At 64.4% G+C, this 20,575-nt stretch carries 20 protein-coding genes and 1 tRNA gene; 5 read left to right on the forward strand and 16 right to left on the reverse strand.

Annotated elements, in window-relative coordinates; all coding sequences use genetic code 11:
- Window positions 1–29: 29 nt before the first annotated feature.
- Both DWW73_RS06030 and DWW73_RS06035 read left to right on the forward strand, forming a co-directional pair.
- Window positions 30–653 (forward strand): hypothetical protein, encoded by a 624-nt coding sequence (locus DWW73_RS06030; RefSeq protein WP_117776842.1) that lies wholly within the window; start codon window positions 30–32, stop codon window positions 651–653.
- A 31-nt stretch (window positions 654–684) separates the two neighbouring features.
- Window positions 685–769 (forward strand) — tRNA-Leu (locus DWW73_RS06035).
- A gap of 345 nt (window positions 770–1,114) precedes the next feature.
- Here the strand turns inward: DWW73_RS06035 and DWW73_RS06040 are convergent.
- From DWW73_RS06040 to larC, 6 genes are all read right to left on the reverse strand, one after another.
- Window positions 1,115–2,116 carry a hypothetical protein gene (locus tag DWW73_RS06040; protein ID WP_117779022.1) on the reverse strand — a complete coding sequence of 334 codons (1,002 nt, stop codon included), beginning with the start codon at window positions 2,114–2,116 and terminating at the stop codon, window positions 1,115–1,117.
- Window positions 2,117–2,136: 20 nt separating this feature from the next.
- Window positions 2,137–2,898 carry a septum formation initiator family protein gene (locus DWW73_RS10295; RefSeq protein ID WP_233509137.1) on the reverse strand — a complete coding sequence of 254 codons (762 nt, stop codon included), beginning with the start codon at window positions 2,896–2,898 and terminating at the stop codon, window positions 2,137–2,139.
- A gap of 195 nt (window positions 2,899–3,093) precedes the next feature.
- Window positions 3,094–4,383: a phosphopyruvate hydratase gene (gene eno / locus DWW73_RS06050; RefSeq protein ID WP_117564903.1), complete on the reverse strand. Its 1,290-nt coding sequence runs from the start codon at window positions 4,381–4,383 to the stop codon at window positions 3,094–3,096.
- A gap of 188 nt (window positions 4,384–4,571) precedes the next feature.
- On the reverse strand, window positions 4,572–5,432 hold the full coding sequence (mazG, locus tag DWW73_RS06055; RefSeq protein WP_117779023.1) for a nucleoside triphosphate pyrophosphohydrolase: 861 nt from the start codon (window positions 5,430–5,432) through the stop codon (window positions 4,572–4,574).
- 2 nt (window positions 5,433–5,434) lie between these two features.
- On the reverse strand, window positions 5,435–5,983 hold the full coding sequence (gene yfcE, locus DWW73_RS06060) for a phosphodiesterase (RefSeq protein WP_117646212.1): 549 nt from the start codon (window positions 5,981–5,983) through the stop codon (window positions 5,435–5,437).
- Window positions 5,984–6,040: 57 nt separating this feature from the next.
- The gene (gene larC, locus DWW73_RS06065; RefSeq protein WP_233509138.1) at window positions 6,041–6,526 is read right to left on the reverse strand and encodes a nickel insertion protein; all 486 of its coding nucleotides are present in this window, start codon (window positions 6,524–6,526) and stop codon (window positions 6,041–6,043) included.
- Window positions 6,527–6,909: 383 nt separating this feature from the next.
- Between larC and DWW73_RS06070 the strand changes: the two genes are divergently transcribed.
- From DWW73_RS06070 to DWW73_RS06080, 3 genes are all read left to right on the forward strand, one after another.
- Window positions 6,910–10,476, forward strand: a complete 3,567-nt coding sequence (locus DWW73_RS06070) for an ATP-binding cassette domain-containing protein (protein WP_117779025.1) — start codon at window positions 6,910–6,912, stop codon at window positions 10,474–10,476.
- A complete protein-coding gene (locus tag DWW73_RS06075) occupies window positions 10,476–10,895 on the forward strand; it encodes a nitrous oxide-stimulated promoter family protein (RefSeq protein WP_089573587.1) in 420 nt (139 codons plus the stop codon). Before DWW73_RS06070 ends, DWW73_RS06075 begins: the two co-directional genes overlap by 1 nt.
- A gap of 120 nt (window positions 10,896–11,015) precedes the next feature.
- Window positions 11,016–11,927, forward strand: a complete 912-nt coding sequence (locus DWW73_RS06080; protein WP_117779026.1) for a PHP domain-containing protein — start codon at window positions 11,016–11,018, stop codon at window positions 11,925–11,927.
- Window positions 11,928–11,954: 27 nt separating this feature from the next.
- On the opposite strand, the gene hisE is transcribed toward DWW73_RS06080, so the two are convergent.
- The 10 genes from hisE to hisG all read right to left on the reverse strand — a co-directional run bounded on the left by hisE (window position 11,955) and on the right by hisG (window position 20,270).
- Window positions 11,955–12,272 (reverse strand): phosphoribosyl-ATP diphosphatase, encoded by a 318-nt coding sequence (gene hisE, locus DWW73_RS06085; protein WP_117779027.1) that lies wholly within the window; start codon window positions 12,270–12,272, stop codon window positions 11,955–11,957.
- 15 nt (window positions 12,273–12,287) lie between these two features.
- Window positions 12,288–12,515, reverse strand: coding sequence for a hypothetical protein (locus DWW73_RS06090; RefSeq protein ID WP_089573590.1), 228 nt, complete (start codon window positions 12,513–12,515; stop codon window positions 12,288–12,290).
- Window positions 12,512–12,853 (reverse strand): phosphoribosyl-AMP cyclohydrolase, encoded by a 342-nt coding sequence (gene hisI, locus DWW73_RS06095; RefSeq protein WP_117779028.1) that lies wholly within the window; start codon window positions 12,851–12,853, stop codon window positions 12,512–12,514. Before hisI ends, DWW73_RS06090 begins: the two co-directional genes overlap by 4 nt.
- Before the next feature lie 147 nt (window positions 12,854–13,000).
- Window positions 13,001–13,783 carry an imidazole glycerol phosphate synthase subunit HisF gene (gene hisF / locus DWW73_RS06100; RefSeq protein WP_089573592.1) on the reverse strand — a complete coding sequence of 261 codons (783 nt, stop codon included), beginning with the start codon at window positions 13,781–13,783 and terminating at the stop codon, window positions 13,001–13,003.
- 3 nt (window positions 13,784–13,786) lie between these two features.
- Window positions 13,787–14,530 carry a HisA/HisF-related TIM barrel protein gene (locus DWW73_RS06105; protein WP_117779029.1) on the reverse strand — a complete coding sequence of 248 codons (744 nt, stop codon included), beginning with the start codon at window positions 14,528–14,530 and terminating at the stop codon, window positions 13,787–13,789.
- A complete protein-coding gene (locus tag DWW73_RS06110) occupies window positions 14,527–15,228 on the reverse strand; it encodes an imidazole glycerol phosphate synthase subunit HisH (protein WP_117779036.1) in 702 nt (233 codons plus the stop codon). Before DWW73_RS06110 ends, DWW73_RS06105 begins: the two co-directional genes overlap by 4 nt.
- A gap of 79 nt (window positions 15,229–15,307) precedes the next feature.
- Window positions 15,308–15,895: an imidazoleglycerol-phosphate dehydratase HisB gene (gene hisB / locus DWW73_RS06115; protein WP_117779030.1), complete on the reverse strand. Its 588-nt coding sequence runs from the start codon at window positions 15,893–15,895 to the stop codon at window positions 15,308–15,310.
- Window positions 15,896–17,011, reverse strand: coding sequence for a histidinol-phosphate transaminase (hisC, locus tag DWW73_RS06120; RefSeq protein ID WP_199413473.1), 1,116 nt, complete (start codon window positions 17,009–17,011; stop codon window positions 15,896–15,898).
- 1 nt (window position 17,012) lies between these two features.
- A complete protein-coding gene (gene hisD, locus DWW73_RS06125) occupies window positions 17,013–18,449 on the reverse strand; it encodes a histidinol dehydrogenase (protein ID WP_117779032.1) in 1,437 nt (478 codons plus the stop codon).
- A 105-nt stretch (window positions 18,450–18,554) separates the two neighbouring features.
- Window positions 18,555–20,270 (reverse strand): ATP phosphoribosyltransferase, encoded by a 1,716-nt coding sequence (gene hisG, locus DWW73_RS06130; RefSeq protein ID WP_117779033.1) that lies wholly within the window; start codon window positions 20,268–20,270, stop codon window positions 18,555–18,557.
- Between the last annotated feature and the right edge of the window lie 305 nt (window positions 20,271–20,575).

The raw sequence follows: 20,575 nt of genomic DNA on the forward strand, positions 1-20,575 counted from the left end.
TCGCTATATGAGCGACTAAGGATCCCAATATGCCCGATTCCCGCACACTCTGGACCGCCGTCGTTATCATCTGCATCGGCGTGTCGGTGTTCTTTAGCGTCAAAAAACGCACCACGTTCAAGCGTCTGCAGCAGCTTATGGCTGCCAAGCAGTGGGACGAGTTCGATCGTTTGCTCGACGGCAAACTCACCAGCATGCTGTACCCGCGCTACAACCGCGACTACCTGCGTCTGAACTCCTATCTGCTGCGCGAGGACCACAAGCGCGCCGATGAGATGTTCGATTTGCTGCTGGGGCTCAATCTGCCCAAGATGCAGCGCGTCGACCTGGTGATTAAGGCCTTTAACTACTATGCTGGCCAGGAGGACCGCAAAAAGTCCAAGGAGCTTCTGCACGAGATCAAGGGCTTTGAGGGCGGTCAGGCCGAGGCGGTCGCACACGAATGCCAGCTGATGTACGACACGATGATCCTCAAGCGCCACAACGACATTCCCGAGCTGGAGCGCATGCTCAAGGAAGCCGGTGACGACAAGGTTAAGAGCTGCCGCCTGGAATACCTGCTAGCCCTGCAGTACCAGAACAAGGGCGACGAGGCCAAGTTCGCCGAGTACTTGGAAAAGTCGGGCCAACACTCGATGGCCGTCAACGCGTAACGGACGGCTTGTGCTAGACTTCTAGTCTCACGGGGGCGTGGCGGAATTGGCATACGCAGGGGACTTAAAATCCCTCGCCGCAAGGATTGTGGGTTCGAGTCCCACCGCCCCTACCATGTAGTGCTTACGAGCCCGTGTCCCCCAGGGATGCGGGCTCATTTCTTTAAGATGCCGGTGGGGCTCGAACCCGCGAGGGGGCGAGCGTCAAGCGGACGCGCAGCGTCCGTAGCGAGCCGGCGAGGACGCCGGCAGGCAGCCGAAGCCGGTGCGGATTTGCGCAACAAATACGCAGATGTCCCGCCGCCCCTACCATTTGGCTTTTACGGGCCCGTGCCCCCTGGGGATGCGGGCTCGTTTCTTCTGGATGCCGTTAAGCCTCTAAGTTGCGGTGGAATAGTTCCTGTTTTGGCAGTTTATCAGCCCATTTAGGAACTATTTCACCGCAACTTATGAGGGGATGGTTAAAGGGCGCTGAGGCTGGGGGTCCAGCCGATGGTGGGTAGCTCACCGTCGAGAACCTCGTTAATGGTGGCGGCCATGCCGGCAAGCAGGCTGTTCTCGCTTACGGTGAGCGTGTCGTAGCCGCCGGCTCGCATAAGCTCGCGAATCACCACGGCACCAGCCAAGATCACGCCCGCGCGTTTGGGCTGTACACCCGGTAGCGCGGCGATGCCTTCCGCGTCCAACACAGACATGCGCTCGATAGCGGCCGAGACCTGCTCCAGCGACAGCTCGCGTAGGTGCACAAAGCTCGAATCGTACGGTTCCAGCTCGTGGACCAGAGCCACCAGCGTAGTCACCGTGCCGCCCACCGCAACGAGGCGTTCGGCGCGCTCAAAGTCGCTGGGCAGGCCTTCAAAATAGGCGGCAAACTGCTCGCCTGCCCACGCGGCAGCGGCAGCAAGCTCGCCATCCGCGGGCGGCAACGCGGAGAAAAAGCGCTCCGTCACGCGGCGACAACCGATGTCCAGCGAGCGCGTTCCCTCCAGCGCAAAGACGCCGCGCTCCGGCGCGTACACGCCAGTCGCGAGCTCCGTGGATCCGCCGCCCGAATCGGCAACAATGATGCGCTCGCCGGCAAAGTCGTGCGCCACGCCGAAAAACGTCAGGCGCGCCTCGACCTCGCCCGGAATCACCTGTGGCTCAAGCCCCAGATCGCGCAGGCCGTCCAACAGCAGCGCGGCATTGGACGCATCGCGCGCGGCACTCGTACACGTGGTGCAGACGCACACGGCCCCAAAGGCACGGGCCTCGTCCACAAACATGTGACACGCAGCGAGCACACGCTCGACAGCCGCCTTGCAAAAGCGCCCCGTCGTGTCCACGCCCTCGCCCAGGTCGGTAATCTCGGTATGCTTGGACGATTCCACAATCGCTCCGCCCTCGACCTGGGCCAACACCAGTCGCGACGACACCGTTCCCAGGTCGATCGCGGCTACCTTATAGCGTTTGCAATTTGTCATTGCGGGCTCCCCTCCGGGCGCTATTTGCCGTTGGACACGACCGTCTGACCCTCGACGCCGTTAAACCCAAACAGCATGTCGAGCGCCTGGATGTACCACGGCGCGTCCTTGCCGACTTCTTCGATTTCCTTGGCCACTTCGCTGGCCTTCTTGGCGTTTGAGGACTTTTTGCTCGACGACGAGTCCGAATCGTCGTCCAAACCTAGCACGTCAATCTTCTTCTCGCCGGGCATCACCAGGCCCAGGTCCTCGGACGCCGCGTCCTTGATACCCTCCTCCGAGAGCAGCTTGTCGACGCTTTTTTGCAGCTCATCATTGTATTGCTGGCGAATCTCGACCTGCTTGGCCAAGATATCGCTCGAACGCTTTGCCACGTACAGATCGCGCACGGGGAAATACAGGCTCACGAGCACCAGCGCCACCACGATACCGATAAACAGCGGACGCAGAGGGCCATGCGTAAAGTCATAGATCGCCTTGACAACCGCGTTGTCGTTGGCGTAATGCATAAAGTCCGAGCCCGAAAGACGGTTCGAGGGCCTACTCGATTTGTCGTGTGCTTGAGTCGAGGGACGCGACGCATGCGACGAACGTGCCGGGCGCACCGGTCCATCTGCCAAGGTATTTGATTGAGCATTGGGGCGCGAGGTACTTGCCGGGCGCTGCGTGGAGCGGTCGGCGCCGGCATAAGCGGACCCACCGAGCTGCACCGTGCGCGCACGGCGAGGCGACGGCTCGCGCGAACCGGCGGAATAGTACCTGTTGTCGTAAATCTGATCCATGTGCGCCTTGTGCGGTTGAGGTTTGTTTGCGCTAAGTCCTTTAGTTATAGCACGAGCGCCTGCACCGCCTTCGCCAGCCTTTGCTCGACATAAAAAAGGCGCTGAGCCGTATGGCCCAGCGCCCATGGCGCTTTGCAGCATCCAGTCAAGGCGGGACGGAACCGAGTCAGCCTCCCCCTCGCCAAATTCGCCCGTTTAGCGAATGTTGTAAAACGCGGCCTTGCCGGCATAGCGCGCGCTGCCCTCGAGCTCGTCCTCGATGCGGATGAGCTGGTTGTACTTGGCGATACGGTCGCTGCGGCACGGGGCGCCCGACTTGATCTGGCCGGCGTTGACGCCCACGACCAGGTCGGCAATCGTGGAGTCCTCAGTCTCGCCGGAGCGGTGGCTCACGATGCAAGCATAGCCGGCCTCCTTGGCGGTCTCGATGGCCTCGAGCGACTCGGTGAGTGTGCCGATCTGGTTGACCTTGACCAGGATCGCGTTGGCGGCACCCAGCTCGATGCCCTTCTTAAGGCGCTCGGTGTTGGTGACGAACAGGTCGTCGCCCACCAGCTGCACCTTGTTGCCAATGCGACGGGTGAGCTCAACCCAGCCGTCCCAGTCCTCCTCGGCCATGCCGTCCTCGATGGAGATGATGGGATAGGTGTCGACGAGCTTTTCCCAGTAATCAACCATCTGGGCGCTCGTGTACTCCACGCCCTCGCCCTTGAGCTCGTACATGCCGGTCTCGGCGTTGTAGAACTCGGTCGAGGCCGGGTCCATGGCGTACATGAAGTCGACGCCGGGCTTAAAGCCGGCCTTCTCCACGGCCTTGGTGATGTACTCGAACGGCTCGGCATTGGTCTTGAGGTTGGGCGCAAAGCCGCCCTCGTCGCCCACGCCGCCGCCCAGGCCGGCCTCGTGCAGCACGCCCTTGAGGGTGTGGTAGACCTCGGCGCACCAACGCAGGCCCTCGGCAAAGCTCGGGGCGCCCACCGGCATGATCATGAACTCCTGGAAGTCAACGTTATTGTCGGCATGGACGCCACCGTTGAGGATATTCATCATAGGCGTGGGCAGCAGGTGGGCGTTGACGCCGCCCAGGTACTGGTACAGCGACAGGCCCGCCGACTCGGCAGCGGCGCGGGCGACGGCCAGCGACACGCCCAGGATGGCGTTGGCACCGAGCTTGGTCTTGTTGGGGGTACCGTCCGCGGCAATCAGCGCGGCATCGACGGCGCGCTGGTCGAAGGCGTCGAGGCCCACGACGGCGTTAGCGCACTCGTTATTGACGTGCTCGACGGCCTGCGAAACGCCCTTGCCCAGATAGCGGCCCTTGTCGCCGTCGCGCAGCTCACATGCCTCAAAGGCGCCGGTCGAAGCACCCGAAGGCACCATTGCGCGGCCAAAGCTGCCGTCCTCGAGCACGACCTCGACCTCGACGGTGGGATTGCCGCGGCTGTCGAGCACCTCGCGACCGTAGACGTCCAAAATATCGCTCATGTTGTCTCCCTCTCACTTGGAAACGGGTTGAATGCTTGGCGACACGGCTTGCACGCTACAGCGGCGCGCAGGTTCATAAGTTAGCCTTATCGCACTTTTTGCATTATGCCCTAAGTTAGCCAAGGGATACAATCTTTTTAAAAATAATAGGGGCGATGGGACAAGTCCGTCCCGTCGCCCCCGCAGTCTTACTCCTCTGCCTTTGCGGCATCCCAGAGGTCATTGAGGCCGTGGGTCGAAAGCTCGGCCAGATCCACGTGGGCGTCGGCCGCCATCTGCTCCATCGCGGCCCAGCGGCGGCGGAACTTTGCCGTACTGGCACGCAGGGCGCTCTCGGCGTCAATTCCCTCCTTGCGCGCAACGTTGACCAGGGCAAAGAGCAGGTCGCCAAACTCCATCTCGCGCTCGGGAGAACCGGGAGCCTCGGCCTCAAACTCGGCACGCTCCTCGGCGACCTCGTCCCACACGTCCTGGACCGTCTCCCACTCAAAGCCCACGGCAGCCGCCTTGCGCGACACCTTCTGAGCCTGCATCAGCGCCGGCAGGTGCGTGGGCACGCCGTCGAGCAGACCCTCGGGCGCGGCCTCGCCTGCCGCCACGGCCTGGTCTTTGGCGGCCTTCTCGGCAAGCTTGACCTCGTCCCAGATCTTGAGAACCTCGTCGGAGCTCTCGGCGTCCGCATCGCCAAACACGTGTGGGTGGCGGCGGATGAGCTTGGCGTCGATATCGCGTGCCACATCGGCCAGCGAAAACTCACCGGCGTCCGCCGCAATCTGCGCATGCAGTACGACCTGCATGAGCACGTCGCCGAGTTCCTCGCGCAGATGCGTGGCATCGTCGGCCTCGATGCAGTCGAGCGCCTCGTAGGCCTCCTCGATCATGTTCTTGCCAATGCTCTGATGCGTCTGCTCGCGGTCCCACGGGCAGCCATCGGGCTGACGCAGGCGCCAGATGGTCTGCACCAGATGCTGCAGCTCGGCCGACGCGTCGACCAGCGTGGACAGGTCGCGCGAACCCTCGGCATTTTGCTGAGCCATATGCTCGGCCATGGTTATTCCTCCTCCAGGATCACGTGACGGAACGCGCCGTCCTCGTAGATGCCATAGCTGTGCGTACCGTCCTTGGGAATGCTCACGCTGCCGGGGTTGAAGAGCCACAGGCCCGGGTGCGCCTCGCTTGCCTCGTTAACCTTGATGTGCGTGTGGCCGTAGACGAGCGCGGAGCCCTCGGGCAGCGCGGGCGCGTGGTCGACGCTGTTATGCATGCCGGCGCCAAAGACGTGGCCATGCGTCAGGAACAGCTCGCGGCCGGTCTCGTCGAACAGCGTGGCGTAGTCGGCCATGACGGGGAAGTCGAGCACCATCTGGTCGACCTCGGCGTCGCAGTTGCCGCGGACGGCGATGATGCGGTCGGCCAGGGCGTTGAGCAGCGGAATCACGCGCTTGGGAGCGTAGTCGCGCGGCAGGTCGTTGCGCGGGCCGTGGTAGAGCAAGTCGCCCAGCAGCACGATGCGGTCGGGCTGCTCGGATTCGATGGCGGCGACCAGACGCTCGGTCCAGTATGCCGAGCCGTGAATGTCGGAAGCGATGAGGTATTTCATGGGGAGTCCTTTCGGTGTGGGGTTGATGGGGCTGGGCGCGGGATGTCGCCGGCCGCGCTATTCAAATCGCAGTGCCGGGGCTTGTGCCGCCTGCATCACGCGCTGGAGCGGCGCGTTGTGCTCGCGGGCAAGACGGGCACAATCCTCGTACTCGGGTGCCGCGCGCTCGCTGCCGTCGGGCAGGGTGGCTACTTTGACGGCCACCTCGCCCCAAGGCGTCGCTACCTGCTCAAAACGACGCGGCAGGCAGACGCGTTCCATCACCTGGCGACGAACGGCGTTGGTCGTGGTCTCCAAAAAGATAATCGTCTGTAGGCGTTCGATATCCTCATGCGAGCAAATCACCTGCAACTGCCATCCGGGGCGGCCCTTTTTGCAGTAGAGGGGCAGCCAGTGCACCTCGCGGGCGCCGGCCTCGCGCAGGCGGTCGGCGGCGTAGGCGAGCACCTCGGGCGACGCGTCATCGATGTCGCACTCCAGCTTGACGATAGTTTCGGGCGCATCGGTCTCGCGGGACAGCGGAGATGTACTTCCACGTTGCATACGGTCCGAATCCTTTCCGCACGGGCTCGTTTTATTCACCCAAACGCTAGCACATCGGACGTGGCACAGGCGTGACATTCGTCCGTCGCCGCCCTCACCCCTATCCAAACGTGTACGTCAGCCTCCAAACATGTCATTTTTTGTCGGTTTTGGAGGCTGACGTACACGTTTTGGAGCGAGGCCGCACACGATCAGAATTGCGCCCGCACTCCGTCCACCACAAAGTTCGCCGCACTCAACAATTTTGGACTTTCTACGCAGTTCATCGACCAAAAATTACCCTCGGCATACTTACCCGCTGAACGATGTTACTCTAGTTGCATTTGGCTAACTAAGCGGCTGCCGAGGACCCCGCCCGGCACCGTTACGGCATAGGAGGTTTCATGTTCGAGAAGCGGCTCTTCTCCCTGGTTCCGCAGGCAACGCCCTACATTATGGCAAGCGTCCTGTTTAAGTGGATCGCGCTCATGGCAAACATCACGGTGATGTGGGTGCTTGCGCGCATCTTGGGCGGCATCGTCACGGACGGCCTTTCCGCCGCGCTCGCCGTCGATGCCCTCGCACAGGCGGCCCTGCCGCTCGCCGCCGCCATCATCGTGCGCGCCGCCTCCATCTACCTGGCCCAACGCGCCGGCGACAAAGCCGCGTTCGAGGCCGTCCGCCGCGTGCGCTCGTTCGTCTACGACAAGCTCACCGCACTCGGCCCCTCCTACACCGAGACCGTCCCCACCGCCGAGGCCGTCCAGACCAGCGTCGAGGGCGCCACGCAACTCCAGGTGTACTTTGGCGGCTACCTGCCGCAGCTCTTCTTTGCCGGCTTGGCACCCATCACGCTGTTTGTACTGCTCGTGGGCCAGGCGGGTCTTCCCGCCGCGCTGCTGCTCGCCTGCGTTCCGATCATCCCCGTCTCCATTATGATGGTCATGCGCAACGCCAAAAAGATCGGTGCCGAGTACTGGGGCAGCTATGTCGATCTTGGCGGCATGTTCCTGGAGGCCGTGCAGGGTCTCACCACCCTTAAGGTCTACCAGGCCGATCGAAGCTGGCACGAGCGCATCAACGCCGAGTCCGAGCGTTTCCGCACAGCGACCATGCACCTGCTGGTGATGCAGCTGCGCTCCATTTGCGTTATGGACCTGGTCGTCTATATGGGCGCCGCGCTCGGCATTATCGTGGCCGCACTGCAGCTCGCCACGGGCAAGATCGGCTTTGAGGCTGCCTTCCTCATCGTCTTTCTGTCACAGGAGTTCTTTTTGCCTATGCGCCGCCTGGGATCGCTGTTCCACACGGCCATGAACGGCATGGCCGCCTCGCGCCGCATGTTTGGCATTTTGGATACGCCCGAGCCCGAGCGCGGCGATGTTGAGCTTGATGGTCGCGGCGATATCGAGCTCGCAGGCGTGAGCTATGCCTACGGCGACCGCACCGTGCTGGACAGCGCCAGCGCGACCATTGCGCACGGCTCGCTCGTGGCACTCGTGGGCGAAAGCGGCGGCGGCAAGTCCACGCTCGCGGGGATTATCGCGGGCCGCAAGGACGCCTACCGCGGCAGCGTGCGCATTGGCGGCGTCGAGCTGCGCGATGCCACGGCCACCTCACTCATGCGCGCCGTCACGCTGGTGCCCACCAACGGCTACCTGTTTGCCGGCACCCTGCGCGACAACCTGCTGCTCGCCCAGCCCAACGCCACCGACACCGAGCTTTTGCGCGCGCTCGACCGCACGCGCGTGGCGGCCTTTGTGCGGGCCAACGGCGGGCTCGACATGGTGATTAACGAGGGTGGCACCAACCTTTCGGGCGGCCAGCGCCAGCGCGTGTGCATGGCCCGCGCCCTGCTGCACGACTCGCCCATCTATGTGTTTGACGAGGCGACGAGCAACGTCGATGCCGCAAGCGAGGCCGCGATCGGCGAGGTCATCGCGTCGCTTGCCGGCGAGCACACCGTAATTGTGGTGGCGCATCGCCTGTCGACGATCGTGGACGCCGACCAGATTCTGGTGCTGGAGCGCGGTCGCATTGCCGAGCGCGGCACCCATGATGAGCTCCTGTCGGGCGCGGGCGCCTATGCGCGCATGTGGAACAGCCAGGAGCAGCTCTCGGCATATGCGTATGCGGAGGGTGATGCCGAGGATGCCGGCGCGGTTGAGGCTGTTGACGGCAGCACCGCCCGTACCGATGGCCTCAACGGTGCTGGCTCGTCTTCCGCTGCCGCGGCGCCTGACTCCGGCCGCGCCCGTCGCTCGGCGCCGTCCATCATGTGGCGCATGATGGGGCTTGTCCGACCGCTTGCCGGCTGGCTTGTGCTAGCCGTCGCGCTGGGCAGCATTGGCATGCTCACCGCCGCGTTCGTGCCGGCCTTTGGCGCCCTCGGCCTTATGGCCGCGCTGGGCCGCAACGCCTTGGGGCTTGGTCCGATCGCAGCATGCGCGGCCTGCGCCGCCTGCGGCATCGCACGCGGGCCGCTCCACTACGGCGAGCAGCTCTGCAACCATTACATCGCATTCCGTCTGCTCGCACACATTCGCGACCTGGTGTTTGGCGCCCTGCGCCAGCTCGCCCCCGCCAAGCTCGAGGGCCGCGGCAAGGGCGAGCTCGTGAGCCTGGTCACCTCGGATATCGAGCTGCTCGAGGTCTTCTACGCGCACACCATCTCGCCCATTGCCATAGCTCTGGTCTGCACCGTTGTGTTTGAGGGCTTTTTGCTGGCTGTGAGCCCCGAGCTCGCGGGCATCGCGCTCGTGGCCTACGCGGTCCTGGGCGTGCTGCTGCCCCTGACCTCGGCCAAGGCATGCGGCACCACCGGCCGCCAGAGCCGCGAGGGCGCCGGTAAGCTGGGCGCCTTTGTACTCGACAGTCTGCGCGGCGCGGGCGAGACCATCCAGTTTGCCGGTGGCACCGATCGCAGCCGTGCCCTGGGCAAGCTGACCGAGCAAGTCGGCGCCGTGGACGCGCGCCTCAAGCGCCGCCAGGCGGTCAGCGAGGCCGTAGCCGATGCGCTTATTCTTGTGGCTAATCTGGTGATGCTCGGGCGTGCGCTGCAGCTGGTGGCTGCGGGAACGATTGACTTTGCCGCAGCGTTTGTCGCCGTCTTTACCTTTGTGTCGTCGTTTGGCTCGGTGATGGCCGTGAGCCGCCTGGGCGCCTCACTGCAGGAGACGCTCGCCTCGGGCGCACGCGTGCTCGATTTGCTCGACGAGCAGCCCCAGTGCGCCGAGGTCGCCGATGGACAGAACGTTGAGTTTGCCGGCGCCGCAGCCGAGCATGTGAGCTTTAGCTATGTGGGCGGCGTGGACGCGGGCGGTGCGGGCGCCACAGAGCAGGTCGCGAACGACACCGCTGCGAGTCTCATCCTCGACGACGTGACCTGCACCTTTGCGCCCGGTACCATGACCTGCATCATGGGGCGCTCGGGTTCGGGCAAGTCGACGCTGCTTAAGCTGCTCATGCGCTTTTGGGACCCCGCAGCCGGCACCATCACAGTGAGCGGCGTCGATGCCCGCCACATCAACACGGCGAGCCTGCGCAGCCACGAGGCCTATATGACCCAGGACACGCATCTGTTCTGCGGCACCGTACGCGAGAACCTGCTGGTCGCGCACGCCAACGCCACCGATGCCGAGCTGCTCGACGCTTGCCGCTCCGCCTCACTCACCACGCTCATCGACCGTCTGCCGCAGGGACTCGACACGCCCGTTGCCGAGCTGGGCGACTCGCTTTCGGGCGGCGAGCGCCAGCGCATCGGCCTTGCGCGCATCTTCCTCAACGACGCACCCTTCATCTTGCTCGACGAACCCACCAGCGCGCTCGATGCTCTCAACGAGGCGTCCGTGATGCAGGCAATCGACGAGCTCAAGCGCCGCGGCAAGACCATTGTGCTCGTGAGCCACCGTGCCAGCACCTGCGCGTTTGCCGATTTCTCGCTTTCGGTCGAGCACGGGAGGCTGAGCTAATGGCGCGCCCAGTCGACACACCGGAGCTAGCACGCAAACGTGAGCGTGAGGCCCAAATGGTGTCGCAGATGATTGCGCTGTGGTGTCGTGGGCATCATGGCGGCGGGCATGTGGTCGAACAGGCTGGCGGCGATGAGTCCGTGCGCGTGAAACTCGGCCTTCGAACCATTACGCTCTGCCCCGAATGCGCCGAGCTGCAGAAATACGCCATCGCGCGCATTGAGCACTGCCCGCACATGGGCACCAAGACATTTTGCTCGGCATGTCCTTCGCATTGTTACCGGCCTGCCATGCGCGAGAAGATCCGCGAGGTTATGCGTTGGTCGGGACCGCGTATGATCCGCTATCGCCCCATCACCGCCGTGAGACACGCGATGGTAACAGTGCAGGCCAAACGCGCGGCGGCACGAAGCAAGTAGTCGCCGGCGCCGGCACGCGCCGCCCCGCCTTTCCACTCGATTTCGGCACCCGGCGTGCGCGGCGTGTTGAGAGCTGCACCATTACAATGGAGCGGATTCACCAAATGCAAAGGAGTCGCCATGCCCGCCTGCCCGCTGGTCGATTGCCATACTCATACCTCGTTCTCGGACGGGCACGCCTCGTTCGAGGACAACGTCCGTGCCGCTGCTGCCGCCGGCTGCCGCGTCATGGTCTCGACCGACCACCTTACCCTGCCCGTCAGTATGGATGCTAACTGCGAGGTGCAGGTCGTCGAGGGCGACTTGCCGGCACATCGTTTGGCCTTTGAGGACGCCCGCAAACTCGCCGCGCAGATTGCGCCGGAGCTCACCTTTATCTACGGTTTTGAATGCGATTGGTACGAGGGCTGCGAGCCCTTGGTAGAGCACTGGTCCCAGGGCTCCGTCGTACGTCTGGGCAGCGTGCACTGGATTGGCAACCCGGGCGATATTGCGGCAGGCGCCGCGGGCACGGCAGGGACAGAGGACGTCGCGCGCCCCGATACACCCGATTCCCTTTGCGGTTGGATCGACGACGATACCAACTTGCATGTTTGGGAAAACTTAGGCGTGCGCGGCGTGTGGGAGTGCTACGTCGACGACTGGTGCCGTGCTTGCGAAAGCTCACTCAACTTTGACGCGATGGCCCATCCCGACCTGGTCATGCGCTTTTCGAAGGACGGCTTTGCACCCGACTTTGACCCCGCGCCGTTTTGGGAGCAGATGGCCGAATGCGCCCACGATACGGGTCGCCGCGTTGAGGTCTCGACCGCCGCACCGCGCAAGGGGCTCGACGATTACTACCCCGCGACCGGGCTGTTGCGCCGCTTCGCCCATGCCGAGGTGCCCATCACCTTTGGCTCGGACGCGCACCGCGCCTGCGACATCTGCTGGAACATCCGCGAGGCCCAGGCCCACGCCTACGACTGCGGCTACCGGGCCTTCGATATCCCCCACCCCACCGGCGAATGGGAATCCACGCCCCTCGCCTAACTAGTCGTTTAAGAACGTCCCCAATGACTAGTGGCGGCGGGCGTTGAGTTCGCCGGCCAGTTCGTCGAGGGTGATGCCGTAGCGCTCGAGCGTCACGAGCAGGTGGTAGATCAGGTCGCCGGCCTCGTAGCGGATGTGATCGTGGTCGTTATCCTTGCAGGCCATGATCACCTCGCTCGCCTCCTCGGCAAGCTTCTTGAGAAGCTCGTCCTCGACGTCGGTCAGCAGACGCGCGGTATAGCTCTCCTGCGGCGATGCGTCGCGACGACTGTGAATCACCTCGGCCAGTCCCGTCAGCATCTCACCGATGTTTCCCGGCTGCACGTTAGCTGTTCTGACTCCCATGGTTATTTCCTCTCGTTACTGCAGCGTAAAGTAGGTACCGGCCTCATCGAACCGAGGCTTTGCGCCCTTTTTCTCAAAGAACTCGACGATGACGGCATGGGCCTCATCGAGCCTTTCCTTCTCGGCCTCGAGCCAAAGCGACTGCGCCCCGCAGGCATCAGTCAGGTGCACGCGGCATGGCACGCCCGCGCGGAGGAGCTCGGTGTTGCATTCGGCGACCTCGAACGGCGTCACGACTTTCATCGCACTCCCCCTTCCACGCGCTTAAAGAAGCAGGTACGGTTGCCGGTATGGCAGGCCGGGCCCGGTGAGTCCACCTTGACCAGCAGCGTATCGCTATCGCAGTCGGCCCAGAGCTCCTTGACCTCCTGCATGTTGCCACTCGTCGCGCCCTTGTTCCAGAGCTCCTGACGGCTGCGACTCCAAAACCACGTGGTCCCGGTCTTGAGCGTCAGCCCCACCGATTCCTCGTTCATCCAAGCAACCATAAGCACCTCACCGGTGTCATGCTGCTGAACCACGCAAGGAATCAGCCCGCGGGCGTCGTATTTAAGCTCGGTAGCATTTATTACCTCATTCATCATTTCTCCCAAGTAACAAACGAAATCCCACAGGTCGGCGAGGGTTGTCCAGGTGCCGCAGGTTGCCGCGAAAGAGGAGCGACGCGTACTTTGGTACGCGAGCGACGGTTTGAGCGGCAAGATGCGGTGCCTGGGCAAGCCGCAGCACTAGAAGTCCAGCCTCACAGGGATGCCTTGGCTGGCCATATACTCCTTCACCTGGCGAATGCTGAAAGTTCCAAAGTGAAAGACGCTGGCCGCCAGCACGGCATCGGCCTCGCCCTCGATCACGCCCTCGGCAAAATGCTCGAGCGTGCCCACGCCGCCGCTTGCGATCACCGGGATCGGCACCGCGCGCGCCACGGCGCGGGTGAGTGCCAGGTCGAAGCCAGCCTTGGTGCCGTCGCGATCCATGCTGGTGAGCAAGATCTCACCGGCGCCGCGACGAGCCGCTTCCTCGGCCCACGCCACCGCATCGATACCCGTGGCGTTGCGACCGCCCGCCGTGAAGACCTCCCACTTGTCGGCATCCGGCTGACCGGGCAGGCCCACGCGCTTGGCATCAATCGCCACGACCACGGCCTGGCTGCCAAACGCCGCGGCGGCCTGGCTGATCAACGACGGATCGCGCACGGCGGCAGAGTTAAGCGACACCTTGTCGGCACCGGCGGCAACCATGGTTCGCATGCCCGCCAAGTCGCGGAAACCGCCGCCCACGGTATAGGGAATAACGAGCTCCTCGGCCGCGTGCGCCGCCATCTCGATGGTCGTCGCGCGGTTGTCGCTCGTCGCGGTAATGTCCAGGAAGACGACCTCGTCTGCACCCTCGCGGTCGTAGGCGCGCGCCAGCTCCACCGGGTCGCCAGCATCGCGCAGGCTCACAAAGTTGACGCCCTTGACCACGCGGCCGTCCTTAACATCCAGACAGGGAATCACGCGTTTGGCAAGCATGGGCTACTCCTTCCCTCGGGCGGCGGCCAACGCCTGGGCCAGCGTAAAGTTGCCCTCGTAGAGCGCACGACCGGTAATGGCACCCTCGATGGCATCCTCGCCCACCGCGGCCAGTGCGCGGATATCGTCGAGCGTCGAGATGCCGCCCGAAGCCACGACGGGAAAGCCCGCGACCTCGGCCACATGGCGATACGCCGCCACGTCGATGCCCGTCTGCATGCCATCGCGCGCGATGTCGGTATACACCAGATGCTTAAAGCCCAGCTCGGTGAGCTGCGCCACGGCGTCGTCGAGCGCCACACCCGCGCCGTCGCGCCAACCATTCACCTTGACCTGGCCGTCACGGGCGGCAATGTCTGCCACCAGTAACTCGCCAAAGCCTTGCGCCGCCACCTCGGCAAATCCCGGCTCGGTCACGAGCACCGTGCCTAGCGCGATGCGACGCGCGCCGTAGCCGGCCAGCTCGTCGATGCGCGCGAGCGAACGAACGCCGCCGCCCACGTCCGCGGACAGACCGTCGACGCCGCAGATGGCCTCGATCGCCGCCGAGTTGGCAGCGCACGCGTCCTCGTCCTCGCCAAAGGCAGCGGACAGGTCGACGACGTGCACCCAGCTCGCACCCTGCTCGGTAAAGGAGCGGGCAACGGCCACGGGGTCGTCAGAATACACCTTGCAGCGGCTGCGGTCGCCGCGCTCTAGGCGCACGACCTTGCCGCCGATCAAATCGATTGCGGGAAACAGGATCATCTGCCAACCTCCTCGACGATGCTCACGAAGTTCTTAAGGATGCGCTGACCCAGCGCAGAGGATTTCTCGGGATGGAACTGGCAGCCCCACACGTTGCCGTGGCGCACGATGCACGGGAAGCTCCGCGTGTAGTGCGTGCGCGCCAGAACATCGGCGGCATCGGCATCGTCGGCCACCGCATAGCTGTGGGTGAAGTACGTATTGGCGCCCTCGGCAAAACCGGCGAGCAGCGGATCGGCCGCGCCGGCAGGCGTCATGTGCACCTGATCCCAGCCCACATGCGGGACCTTCAGACGGCTCGACTCCAGGCGCGTGCACGAGCCGCGCATGATGCCCAGGCCATCGACCCAGGGGCCACCGGCCTGCTCGGAGGCATCGTCCTCCGCGTCCGCACCCTCGTCCGCCGGCACGCCCTCGTTGCCGCGCTCAAAAAACAGCTGAAGGCCCAGGCAGATGCCGAGCAGCGGAGTTCCGGCGGCAACGGCATCGAGCACGGCCGCCTCCTCGCCGCTCTGGCGCATAAAGGCGATCGCGTCATAGAACGCGCCCACGCCCGGAATGACCAGGCCGTCGGCGCGGCGGATTTGCTCCGGGTCGTCCGATGTACAGGCGGCGGCACCGGCGCGCGCAAGCCCGCGCACGACGCTCGACAAGTTGCCCTTGTGGTAGTCGACCACCACGATCTTCGGTTCGCCCACGCGACCCTCCCTCTTCTCTTTGTCCAAAACCACCACAAAGGGGACAGGCACCTTCGTGGTGGTTTTACCCTTGTGACGGTTACAGTGAGCCCTTGGTGCTGGGGATGCCCTGCACGCGGGGATCGAGCTCGCAGGCGTGGCGCATCGTGCGGCCCACGGCCTTAAAGGCGGCCTCGATAATGTGATGCGAGTTACCGCCCGCCAGTTCGCGAACGTGCAGCGTGAGCTTGGCATCGCGCGCGAAGGCGTAGAAGAACTCGACGGCCAGCTCGGTATCAAAGCTGCCCACGCGCTCGGTGGGCACGGGCAGCTCGCAGTAGGCCTGCCCGCGGCCCGAAATATCAACAGCAGCCATCACAAGCGTCTCGTCCATGGCGATCGCCGCGTCGGCAAAGCGCGTAATGCCCGCCTTGTCGCCCAGCGCCTGACAAAACGCCTCGCCCAGCACAATACCCGTGTCCTCGACGGTGTGGTGCGCATCGACCTCCACGTCGCCCACCGCGTGCACCGTCAGATCGAACAGACCATGGCGGCCAAAAGCGTTGAGCATGTGGTCGAAAAACGGCACGCCGGTCGAGATATCGCACACGCCGCTTCCGTCCAGGTCGAGCTTTACGACAATGTCGGTCTCGCCCGTCTTGCGGGTTACCTCGGCATAGCGGTCCATCTACATCTCCTCCTTCACCAGCGCGGCAAACGCAGCCAGCACCTCGTCGTTTTCCTGCGGGGTACCCACGGTAATGCGCAGACAGTCCGCGAGCCCCGGCGCGTAGCTAAAGTCGCGCACCAAAATTGAATACTCGTCGCGCAGGCGCTCGCGCACGCGCGTGGCATGCGGCGTGCGCACGAGCACAAAATTCGCTGCACTCGGCCATGTCTCCACGGGCAGGCCCTCGGCAGCCATTGCGCACAGGGCGCACAGCTCGCGTTCGCGCTCGGATGCAACCTGTGCCACCACGGGCGCGTACGCATCGCGGGCACGCACGCAGGCAAGCGCGGCGGCCTGGCTCAGCACATTGACCGAATAAATCTGGCGAATCGCCGCAAACACATCGATGACCTCGGGCGCCGCGATCACATAGCCCAGACGCGTGCCGGCAGCGCCAAACGCCTTGGACAGCGTATGCAGAATCACCAGGTTGGGATGCTTAGCGATAAGCCCTTGCGCTGTGGTTGCCGCGCCAAACGAATCGTCGGCAAACTCAACATAGGCCTCGTCGACCATCACCATGCCGGGGCATGCATCGCACAGGGCCGCGACAAAGTCGAGCGGCACCACATCGCCCGTGGGATTGTTGGGCGAGGTCACGATGGCCAGGCTGCACTCGGGAGCCGCCGCAAGCACGGCTGCCTGATCGAGTTCAAAGGTCGCCGGGTCGCGCCACACATCGCGCACTTCAGTCTGGCACAGAGACGCAAAGAAGGCATACTCGCTAAAGCACGGCGGGCAGTTGAGCAGGGTCCTCCCCGCGCCGCCAAATGCCAGCAGGTAGTTATAGAGCAGCTCGTCGCCACCGTTGCCCACGCAGATGTTCTCGCGCGTCACGCCATGCCAGGCAGCAAGCTCGTCGCGCAGGTCGTTGGACATGGGATCGGGATAGCGGTTGAGCGGCATGGCAGCCAGGGCCGCATCAACCGCCTCGCGCACGCCGGCGGGCACGGGATAGGTGTTCTCGTTGGCCGAAAGATTGATGCGCGTGGGCGTAAAGTTAGGATCGTAGGGCTCAATACCGGTCAGGTAAGGCTGGACAAGCTCCTTCATGCGGGGCGTCAGCTCGGCCATATTAGGCCTCCCCGCCGGTCGCACCGGCGCCATCCGCGCCTGCAGCCGCCAGGTCCACGCCCTCGGCAACCGTCGCCACGGCGTCGCCCGGCCAGGCGACCTTGGTCAGGTCGGCCGCAGCCAGCGACTCGGCACTCACGGCATCCTCGCCCTGCTCCAGCACACGACGACGCAGAGCGGCGGAAAGCGCGTGCGCCCACAGGCCCTCGGCCTCGGCCAGGCGCTGCGTAGCGGGAGCGTCGGAGAGTAGGCCCTCGGGCGTATAGCGGATAACGCTCGAGCGCTTAACGAACTCTTCGACCGAAAGCGGATTGGAGAACATGGCCGTGCCGCCGGTCGGCAGCGTGTGGTTGGGGCCGGCAACATAATCGCCGAGCGGCTCGGAGCTCCAAGCGCCCACAAAGATGGCGCCGGCGTTACGAATGCCGCCAAGCAGGCCCATTGCGTCCTTGCAGTGCAGCTCCAGGTGCTCGGGCGCCACGGTGTTCACGGCCTCGACGGCGGCAGCCATGTCGGCGGCCACCACGATGGTGCCTTCGTTGTCGAGCGAGGCGCGCGTAATCTCGGCACGCGGCGACTGCGCCACCAGAATGTCGATACCAGCCTCGACCTCGCGCGCAAACTGCTCGTCGCAAGTCACCAGATAGCAGGCTGCCAGCGGATCGTGCTCGGCCTGGGCCATCAGGTCTGCCGCGACCACCATGGGCTTGGCCGTGGCATCGGCCAGTACGCAGACCTCGGAGGGGCCAGCGACCATGTCGATTCCCACGTCGCCCGAGACAATCTGCTTGGCCGCGGCGACAAAGGCGTTGCCCGGACCGGTGATTTTATCGACACGCGGAATGGTCTCGGTACCGTACGCCAGCGCGGCCACGGCCTGAGCACCGCCCACCATATAGATTTCGTCCACGCCGCCGAGCTTTGCCGCGGCAAGCGTGTAAGGGCTGATCAGGCCGTCTTTTTGCGGCGGGGTCACCATGACCACGCGCTTGACGCCGGCCACCTTGGCGGGAATGGCATTCATGAGCACCGTGGAGGGATACTGCGCGCGGCCGCCCGGCACATAGATGCCGGCCGCCGCGAGCGGGGTCACCTTAACGCCGAGCATCGTGCCGTCCGGGCGTGTGGTAAACCAGCTCTGCTCGACCTCGCGCTGGTGGAACTCGCGAATCTGACGCGCGGCCTTCTCGAGCGCGGCGACAAAAGCCGGGTCGAGGCCCTCGAGCGCGGCATCGATCTGATCCTGCGGCAGACGGAAACTCTCCAGCTCAACACCGTCAAAACGCTGGCAGTAATCGCGCACCGCAGCATCGCCGTTGGCGCGCACGTTGGCCACGATATCGCGGGCGGCGTCGACGATGTTTTGCGGCAGCACGCCCTTGCGGTTGAGCTGGTTGGTAACGAGGCGCTCACCGGGAACAAGCTTGATGGTCTTCATATCGGTATCCCCTATCGGTCGAGGTTGTGTTCGAAAAACGAGAGGCCGGACGGCGGCGCCAGTCGGCCCGCAGCCCGGACGTTGGGGCGCCCGTGCGTGCTCGCGCTATTGTGCCGAGCCCGCAACGGGCTCAAAATGCTTGTCCTTAACAGCCGCGGCCAGGCGATCGGCCAGGTTGCGAACGCGCGGGTCCAGGCGCGCGGCGCCCGGGTTGACAAAGAAGCGGGCCGTGCAGTCCATGATGCGGCCGGTGATGACCAAGTCGTTGTCGCGCAGCGTGGCACCAGTGGCGGTAATGTCCACGATGCGATCGGTCATGCCGACGATGGGCCCCAGCTCGATATTGCCGTGCAGCGAAACGATGTCGGCGTTCACGCCGCGCTCGGCATACCAGGCACTCGCGATACGCGGGTACTTGGTTGCCACGCGAAGCGACCCGCGGCGGGCATAGTTGCGCTCGGCCTGACCGGCGCGCCACGCGGGCTCCGCCTCGATAAAGGTGCACAGGCCGTAGCCCAAATCGACCAGCTGCAGCAGGTTGAGGTCGGCCTCGATGAGCGAGTCCCAACCGCAGATGCCGCAATCGGCACCGCCGCAGCCCACAAAGGCGGGTGCATCGCTGGGTCGCACGATGACAAACTCGATATCGCCGACCGTGCCCTCGCCGGCACGCGTGTCGCGGCCGCGCACAATCAGGTGACGGCCGGGGTCACGCAGCTCAGAGACGTCCAGGCCCGCGGCCTCGAGCACGTCGAGCGTGTCGGCCTTAAGCGAGCCCTTGGGCACGGCGATACGCAGCGGGCCCTCGGCGCCACGGCCCGCAGCATGGTCGCCATCGGAAGCGGCATCCTCGGCCGAGGTGCGCGCGGCCTCCAGGCGCTCGAGCGAAAAGGCGAAGCCCGCCGCCGGCACCTCGATACCGGCGCCAAATGCGCCGGTAAAGATGGAGTCATAGCGTCCGCCCGAACCGACCGGATCGGGCAAGCCGCCGGCATAGGCCTTAAAGACCAAGCCCGTGTAGTAATCGAAAGAGTTCATGATAGAGAAGTCGAACGACAGCACCTGGGCGTCCTCGGGTGCCAGGCCCTCGACCAGGGCACGCAGCTCGCGCGTCAGCGGCGCGACGATACCGGCGGCCTCCAGCAGCGCGTCCACGCGGTCGAGTACCTCGGCACCGCCGTGCAGACGCGGCAACTCGCTAATGGCGGCCTTGACGGCATCGGACTCGGCGCTTGCCGCCACGCGGGCATCGAGGCCCACAAAGTCGTTGGCGTGCACACAGCGCAGGGCCTCGGCGGCCAGCTCGCGATCCTCGCACGCCGCGAGCAGCTCCTTAAACGGGCGTACGCTACCTGCGATAATGCGCGCATCGGGCAGTGCCAGCTTGCGCACGGCCTCGGCCACGAGCGAGACGATCTCGACATCGCCCGCGGTATCGCCCGCACCGATAAGCTCAAAGCCCAACTGTGTAAACTGGCGCGAACCACCGGCATTTCGCTGACACTCACGAACCACCGGCGCCTCGTAGCGAAGGCGCAGGGGCAGGTCGGCAGCGCGCATGCGGGTCGAAACCAGGCGTACGATCGGCAGCGTGTTGTCGGGACGGACCACCAACAAGCGGCCGTCGTCGTCAAAAAGCTTGAACGGAGTATCCGCGATGCGGCCGCCTTCCTCGAGCGAACCCTTGTCCTCGAGTAGCGGCGTCTCGACCGGAAGGTAATGATGCTCCCTGAAGCAGCCCTTCACCGTCAGCGCAATCTCCTCGCGCGCCTGAGCCTCCTCGGGCAATATGTCCCGGAATCCCCACGGTGTGGCCGTCATCTGATGAGCCTCCTCATGCTGTGTTTCATATAGAACAGAAGACCGGCATAGCTCCGCCGGTCTTCTGGGTACTTTAGCATACTAGAGTGCTTGCGGGGAAAATCGTCTCTCTCGGCTCACAGCGTATTCATTTGGAAACATTGGAACGGATTGCCCGCGGCCCGCCTCTACAGCGAAGGGCATCGACAGTCCATCCGAAAAAACGTCCGAGCTCCCGCTCGCTCAGCGGAAGAGTTTACAGACGAGGGCCGGGGAGGCGTGCTTTGTTTTGAGAAGTGGGCTCCGCGAACTTCTCAAAACAAAGC

Source organism: Collinsella sp. AF16-8, assembly GCF_003462695.1.
Taxonomy (GTDB): domain Bacteria; phylum Actinomycetota; class Coriobacteriia; order Coriobacteriales; family Coriobacteriaceae; genus Collinsella.